At 39.9% G+C, this 7739-nt stretch carries 6 protein-coding genes and 1 other RNA gene; 3 read left to right on the forward strand and 4 right to left on the reverse strand.

The annotated features are described in order from the left end of the window. Positions 1–4: 4 nt before the first annotated feature. Complete coding sequence (locus BCG07_RS10550) at positions 5–1882, reverse strand: penicillin-binding protein activator (protein WP_286890048.1); 1878 nt, start codon at positions 1880–1882, stop codon at positions 5–7. A gap of 61 nt (positions 1883–1943) precedes the next feature. Here BCG07_RS10550 and rsmI point away from each other — a divergent pair, with 61 nt between their 5' ends. Further along, the gene (gene rsmI, locus BCG07_RS10555) at positions 1944–2801 is read left to right on the forward strand and encodes a 16S rRNA (cytidine(1402)-2'-O)-methyltransferase (protein ID WP_286890049.1); all 858 of its coding nucleotides are present in this window, start codon (positions 1944–1946) and stop codon (positions 2799–2801) included. 41 nt (positions 2802–2842) lie between these two features. Further along, an RNA gene (rnpB, locus tag BCG07_RS10560) (RNase P RNA component class A) lies at positions 2843–3206 on the forward strand. A 58-nt stretch (positions 3207–3264) separates the two neighbouring features. On the opposite strand, the gene BCG07_RS10565 is transcribed toward rnpB, so the two are convergent. Then, positions 3265–4281 carry a mechanosensitive ion channel family protein gene (locus BCG07_RS10565; RefSeq protein WP_502694066.1) on the reverse strand — a complete coding sequence of 339 codons (1017 nt, stop codon included), beginning with the start codon at positions 4279–4281 and terminating at the stop codon, positions 3265–3267. Positions 4282–4457: 176 nt separating this feature from the next. On the opposite strand from BCG07_RS10565, the gene BCG07_RS10570 reads away from it, so the two are divergent. Next, positions 4458–5411: a YihY/virulence factor BrkB family protein gene (locus BCG07_RS10570; protein ID WP_039036377.1), complete on the forward strand. Its 954-nt coding sequence runs from the start codon at positions 4458–4460 to the stop codon at positions 5409–5411. A gap of 7 nt (positions 5412–5418) precedes the next feature. Here the strand turns inward: BCG07_RS10570 and BCG07_RS10575 are convergent, their stop codons facing one another. Further along, positions 5419–6303, reverse strand: coding sequence for a LysR family transcriptional regulator (locus tag BCG07_RS10575; RefSeq protein ID WP_286890051.1), 885 nt, complete (start codon positions 6301–6303; stop codon positions 5419–5421). A 128-nt stretch (positions 6304–6431) separates the two neighbouring features. After that, a partial coding sequence (locus BCG07_RS10580) for a putative bifunctional diguanylate cyclase/phosphodiesterase (protein ID WP_286890052.1) occupies positions 6432–7739 on the reverse strand: 1308 nt, incomplete at its 5' end.

A 7739-nucleotide genomic window follows, 5' to 3' on the forward strand; every position in this document is an offset into this window, starting at 1 on the left:
CCCCTTAATTTATCGTTTTTACACCGCTAGCCGATTGCATAAATAAGGGCACAGGGCGTTGTGTTTTTAACTGCACAGACTTAATTTGGCGATTAGTATATTGTGCCCAATCAAGTACGCGTTGTAGGTGCCCATTACTATTAACCGATAACTTACCGCTCAAACCGCTAAATTGATTGCCAGGCATTAAGCTCAACTGCCTAATATCGTTAATAACGAGTACAGCATCGTATGCCATGGCGAATAAGCGCTGGCTAATATCGGCTTGCTCGGGCCAAAGTAAATTATACTGCTCACGTAAGTTATGTTGTGTGATTTGTGAGTTAAGCATCCAAGGTAGTTCTGTGAAATACAGGCCGTCTAAATCGCCTTTGTCGGTTGAGTCAATTTGCTTACTGTGACTTTTTGAGCTCGCATACAGCGGAATTCGCTCTGAGAATGTACTCACATTTACATCAAGGTAGGGCTTAATTAAGCGTGTTTCTATTGCATCACCTAAAATATAAATTACATCAATATCACTGCGTGAGCGTGTTTCACTTTCAACTTCTTGCTTAAATAAGGCTTTTATTGTTTTTATACGCTCTTTAGATTGATCAACTTCTAATAAGCTACTAATCGTTTTTGGCATGTCTTGATTGTTTTCATAAAAACCAATTTGAGGTTTAGTCTCGCTGTAGCGTTGCCATTGCTGATTAAAAAAATCAACTAAGCGCTGGCCATTCGTATTTTCTGGAGCGAGTAGCATGGGTTTTTGGTATCCCATAGCTAGAAAATGCTCTAAAGCTTGTTCAACTTCGTGCTCTGGGTTTAGGGCAAAATAGTAGTGTTGGAGCGAAATAGTGTCTCCATCGAATGTATTTAAATGCAACGTAGGAATATTAATAAGCGTTTCAGCTGCCGTAAGCTTATCTATGTTCGCTTTAAGTAGTGGCCCAACTACAAAGTCAGGGTTAATTTGGTCAAGTTTTGCTGCAATGTCTGCAGTACTTAAATTTTCATCAATAAAAATAGCTTCATTAATATTTTGTTTATCTAATGCGGCTAAAGCTCCTGCTTTTAAAGCATCACCTAGGCGTTCGTTAGGACCTGATTGAGGGAATAACAAAACTAAGCGGTCAATGTTCAAAGGTGCTAATTCAACAAAGTTTTCATCTTGTTTAGGTAACACGGCTCCAGCAGGGTGCCCCACGTAACGGCGTCGCCAATTATTTATTGCTTGATCTAACTCTACACCGCTACCTGCATAAACTTGATGGTATAAAGCAAGATTTACCCAGCCTTGTTGAATAACAGAGCCACGGTTAAAACGCTCCAGCGCATAAGAAGAAAGCTGTTTTAGGTTATCCCATAATTGTTGGTCGAGTTGTGGTATATCAATATTATTTTTTGTAGATGTTTCTGATGCTCTAAAAAAATAGGGAGCCGCTTTTTTAGGGAAATTTTGTGAGGCGTAAATACTGGCTGTTAAAAACTGATGCCATGCAAAGTGTTCAGGTTGTGTCAGCTGCCCATCTAACGATTGTAAAATAATCAAAGACTGGTCATTTTTATTTTGTTGCTTTTGCGCGTATGCAATATAAAGGCGATTTTGAGTTTGATCGACACTCGCTGTTAACTCTAGGTCGCTACCAATTTGCTCTAATAATGGCCAGTTCTTCTCAGAAATAGCAGCATCACGTGCGCTATACAATAATTGTATTTTATCTGCACCTTCGCGATTTACGGCCAATTGATAGATAGATTGAGCATTAGCCGCTTGATTTTTTAGCGCATTAGCACTGCTGCTGAAGTTATCGCTTTTTTTAATTGGTTTTTCGGTTGTGCTACACGCCGATAACCCTGACAATATAATTAATAGACCAACTAGTTTAAGTCGCACAATGATTTCCCAATACGTTAACGCGATTTGCTTATATTACTGACTGACGCAGGAGACCTCAATGTTAAATGAGGAGAATTCACATAAAATTGGCACTCTTTACGTTGTTGCCACCCCAATTGGCAATTATGACGACTTAAGTCAGCGTGCTATCACGACATTATCGCAGGTTGACTTAATCGCTGCTGAAGACACTCGCCATACAGGTAAGCTCCTTAGCCATTTTGGTATTAAGGCAAAAACATTTGCATTACATGATCACAACGAAAAACAAAAAGCACAGCAAATTATCGACCAGCTTAATCAAGGATTAAATATTGCTTTAGTATCGGATGCAGGCACGCCACTCATTAGTGACCCTGGATATGCGGTTGTAAACTTATGTCGTGAGCAAGGGGCAAGCGTAACCCCAGTACCAGGTGCGTGCGCTGCTATAACCGCGGTGTGTTGTTCAGGGCTGCCTACCGATCGTTTTCAGTTTATTGGCTTTACGCCCGCTAAAAGTAAGTCTCGCCAAGATTTTTTTATCGATGCGGTTAACTCAAGTATTACCAGTATAATGTATGAAAGTACGCACCGTATTATGGCAAGTCTAGACGATTTAGAAACTGCACTTGGCAGTGAACAGCAGGTCGTATTTGCCAAAGAGCTAACTAAAACGTTCGAAACTTTTTTTAATGGCTCAGTGAGTGAGCTAAAGCAGTTTTTAACCGATGATCCCACTAAGCAACGCGGCGAAATAGTTCTCATGCTGCCGGGTAAGCCTAAGATAGTAGACGACATTCCACCAGAGGCTCGTAAAATGTTGGCTCTACTTGAAAAAGAAATGCCAATGAAAAAAGCGTGCGGTGTTGTAGCTGATTACTTTGGCATGAAAAAAAATGCACTATACAAAACAATTATTGAAGAAAAAGAGTAAATATTACTGCGCTTGGCTTTAGCGTCATGTATACTGCGCGCCGAGTCAGCCAAGATAATCGCTGCCTGTGACGAAAATGATCAGGGGGAGGAAAGTCCGGGCTCCACAGGGCAGAGTGCCAGCTAACGGCTGGGGGGCGTGAGCCCACGACAAGTGCAGCAGAGAGAAGACCGCCAACTTCGGTTGGTAAGGGTGAAAGGGTGCGGTAAGAGCGCACCGGGCCGCTAGTAATAGCCGGTTGCAAGGTAAACTCCACTCGGAGCAAGACCAAATAGGGTTCCTTATGGCGTGGCCCACGTTGGAACCGGGTAGGTTGCTTGAGCCATAGAGCGATTTATGGCCTAGACGAATGATTATCACTTTCTTCGGAAAGGACAAAACCCGGCTTATAGGCTGACTCACTCATTCAATAAAAAGCCCGCAGTTAACGCTGCGGGCTTTTTTGCATCTAAATTTTATTAACTTAAATAATATTCTTTCCTTGTTCAGGATCCCTTGACTGCTCTGCCTGTTCGCGTATTTCGTCAGTATCACTGCTTACATCGTTAAGTGTTTCTGTTTGCTCGTGGGTTTCCGGTGGTTTCTTTTCATTTAAACGCTCTTTTACTGCTGAGCTTGAAAATTCCTTGCCAGAGGCATTTAATAAAATCCGTTCTCTAGCATCATCCGGCATACTTATATTTTGCTCAGTAAATTCATTAACTAGTTCACGCATAAGCTGAGAGCTTACTTTAAGTGGACTATGCTGCTCGCTATTAACCCAAAAATATAAAATAAAGTTTATTGTTGATGAGCCTAAATTTTTTATAAGTACTTGTGCTGGGGGATCGTTTAATACGGCCGTTTGTTTGTTTGCTATATTTAGAGCAAGCGTTTGCGCGCTGCGTATGTCGTTATCGTAACCTATACCTATTTCCACTTTACCGCGCATTTTGGGGTTGGCAGTTAAATTTTTGATGGTATTTTTATACACCGTAGCATTAGGAATTTGAATGTGATTACCATCGTAGTCAACAAGCGTTGTGGCACGAGCCGTTACTTTTTTTATAACGCCTAAACGTCCATCTACTTCAATTACATCGTCTATTTTAAACGGGCGTTGTACACTTAAAAGTAAGCTTGCTATAAAATTTTCTGCGATGTCTCTAAAAGCAAAGCCTAATATTAAGCCTATTAAACCGGTCCCACTCATTATGGCTACCGCAAATTCAGTAAGCCCTGCTAAACGTAAAAACAGATATAGGCCTAATAAAATGACTAAAGTGCTAATTCCGCGCCTTACAACCAGCAAAACTAGCTTACTATCGGTTACTAAATTGATAAGTTTTATGAGCAAGCGTGAGAGAGGACCTGCTGTAAAATAGCTAATAGTGAGTAAGAGTAAACCTAACAACAAGGTGGGTAATATTTGCGCTGTAGCGTGAACTAATTGCATGCTTTGGTCATAAAAAAATTGCCACGAAAACACATTTCCTTCCATTACGGGGTTCAATGAGGGGGTACTGGCAGCTGATGGTACGTCTGATGCTATTGTAGGCATTGGGTTTCTTCCGTGTTTAGTTACTTTTACTTTAACAGCAAGTTTAATACCAAACACCTTTTTTAAGTTGGCAGTTATTTTGCTTCATTAAAGTACTAACTATAGTGAGATTAAGTATGAAAAAGCCAAAAAGAGGTCAACATGCAGAGCAACCAGCACATATTCCAATGAAGGGCTGGTGGGATATTGCTAAGCGTATTTTTGCGCGCATGAGCAAAGACAATTTATCTTTGGTTTCTGCCGGAGTGGCATTTTATGCGTTACTTGCTATTTTCCCAGCTATTGCTGCTTTGGTTTCTATATACGCTTATTTTGCTTCACCTGCAGAGATCAGTGAGCACCTTAGGCAGTTTACAACCTTAATACCAAATAGTTCGCGTGAACTGATTTTATCGCAAATTTCAGAGCTCACTCAAAGCTCTCAGGCGCGGCTAACTTTAGGGGCGTTAGGCACGTTATTACTCACTATTTGGAGTAGCTCTAAGGGAAGCCAAGCATTAATTACAGCCTGCAACATAAGTTATCATGAATATGAAAAACGTTCTTTCTTGAGGGCGCAGTTTGTTCGTTTTATGTTTTCGGTAGGTGCTATTTTAGTCGCTATTTTTGCGCTGTTGATTATAGGTATTTTGCCTATAGTACTAAATTTAGTAGGTCTCAAAGACAGTATTGATTTGTTAATTAAGGTTGTGTCGTGGCCAATACTAGCCCTTACGTTTAACTTTGCATTGGTGCTTTTATACCGTTACGCACCGCATAGAAAAGCGGCTAAATGGCGTTGGATAACGCTCGGCTCTGCTATTGCAACCGTATTTTGGATTATAGCATCTATTGGCTTTTCATTTTATGTATCGCGCTTTTCAAGTTATAACGAAACTTATGGATCCTTGGGTGGGGTGGTCATCATGCTAATGTGGTTATATATAAGCGCGTACATCGTCACCATGGGAGCCGTTATTAACGCAGAAACAGAGCAGCAAACGGCAAAAGACAGCACAATTGGACCAGAGAAAGAGCTAGGTGAACGCGGCGCGTATGTTGCTGATCACCTGGGTATCAAAAACGATTAATCAATCGTTACTCTGCTGCAATTATTGCTGTAAGTTGATCTTTAAATTCTTGTGCTGCAGGGCCTAATCTATCAACATCGTTACACATTAAATATAAGTTAAGAGGACGCGTAATGCCTTGCTCAAGGTTTAGTACCTTGAGTGTATCATCATTAATAAGATGAGCTACTTGATCAAACGGAAGCCACGCGTAACCTAGATTTTGGCTCACCATATCAATTGAATTACGTAAGTGGCTAACGGTCCAGCGCATATCTGCGCCTAACCAACCTTCGTCTTGGTTAGTGTGTGTTGCAGAATCGCGCACTACAATTTGTCGATGTTGTTTTAAATCTCGAAAGCTTAATTGTTCTTCATGTTGGTTAAGTGGGTGATTTTTATGCGCTACGGCAATAAACTCAACATCTGTCAATTTGCTACAACTAATGCCATAAATAGGAACTGATGAAATAGCTAAATCAACCACCGCATTGTTAAGTAATTCATTGGCGCCGGTTAGCACGCTTTCAATCAAATCGATTTTTAGTAATGGATAAAGCTCACTTGTTTTAGCAAGTGCTTGATACAAAATGGGCTGAGGGAATACTTCATCAACTGCTATTTTTAATGTACTTTCCACTCCTTCACTTAGTGTATTTGCAACAGATTCTATTTTATTCGCTTCTTCAATTAAAAACTCTGCACGGCGTAATATAAGTTTTCCACTTTCCGTTAAAAACGCTTTACGGCCTTTCACCTCAAGTAGTTTTATTTGCAAAGCGGCTTCGAGTTTTTGCACTGCATGATGAACCGTTGACTGGCTTTTAAATACCGCTGCACTGGCGCCAGCAAAACCACCATGTTCTACCACGGCTTTAAACATCCGCCATTGATCTAATGTGGGTTTTGCCATTTGAAATCCTGTTAGAAATTTATTTGCTTCTTGGACTTGACCGTATAGACGCATTTTTAATTGCATAACAGAAATAGATTAATTTATGTTTAACCCAGTCCTAACAAAATTCATTAATCACGGTAAGTTTACTTTGAAAGAATTACCTTTTTCTCAGCAATAAGATCCATAAAATCGCTTTTATTTAAAGGCTTGGAAAATAAGTAACCTTGCCCATAATCACAACCAGCCTCAGTTAGTAGCTGGTATTGTAAAGGTGTTTCAATGCCTTCTGCTATTACTTTTAAACCAAGCTGGTGAGCCATTACAATAATTGCTTCACACAAGGATAGTTCTTGGCTATCAGCCTTAATATTATCAACAAAGCGTTTATCAATCTTTAAGTAGTCAGTATCCATTTCCTGCAAGTAGGCAAGCGATGAGTAGCCTGTACCAAAATCGTCAAGCGCCAGTTGCATCCCTGATTTCACAATTTGCTTGAGGCGCTTTTGCGTCAGTTCCTCAGGGTTAACCATTAAGCCTTCTGTTATTTCAGCAACAATAGAAGAGGGGGAAATTTTAGCGGCATCAAGCATGGCATACCAATCATCAATACCACTATTAGCAGTAGATAATTGTACAGGGGAGACGTTTACACTTATTTGAAAATCGTCATCAGTAAATTTTTTTATATCGGTGAGTGTTTCTATTGCTTGGGAAAATACAAATTGGCCAATGGCATTAATTTGCCTTGTTTCTTCAGCAAGAGGAATAAACGCAATAGGGCTTATTAACCCTTTTTGTGGATGTTGCCAGCGTATTAAGCCTTCAGCCTTGTGTATATGTAAACCGTTTAGCGACACTATAGGCTGATAAAATAATTCGAACTGTTTATATTCTATTGCACAGCGTAAGTCTTTGAGTAATAACATACGAGCTTGTGCTTGCTCTCTCATATCACGAGAGAAAAATTCAAAGCCATTACGGCCATTATTTTTAGCCTTATACATTGCCTGATCGGCTGCTTTTAATAGCTGCTCGGTATTTTCACCATCTTCGGGCGCACAGGCTATACCCATGCTGGCACTTATAAATACTTCTTCATTTTCAACATGTATCGCAGACGATAAGCTTTGTAAAATATTGCTAGCAATCTGGTTTATATGGCGAGTACTTTTAATATGATTAAAAACAATAACAAATTCATCACCACCAATACGCGCAACAAATTCGGCATTTTTAGCTGAATTTACAATACGCTGCGACACCACTTTTAATAGGTTGTCTCCATAGTGGTGGCCTAAAGTATCATTAATATCTTTAAAATGATCAATATCTAAAAGCATCACTACAAAGCTTTCATTATTTGAATTAGAAAACTGTTTATTTAGCCGTATTTTAAGCTCTAATCGATTTGGTAAATCGGTCAAATGATCGAAGTGAGCTTGTCGCCAAAT

Source organism: Pseudoalteromonas sp. ESRF-bin5 (genome assembly GCF_002632075.1).
GTDB lineage: Bacteria > Pseudomonadota > Gammaproteobacteria > Enterobacterales > Alteromonadaceae > Pseudoalteromonas > Pseudoalteromonas marina.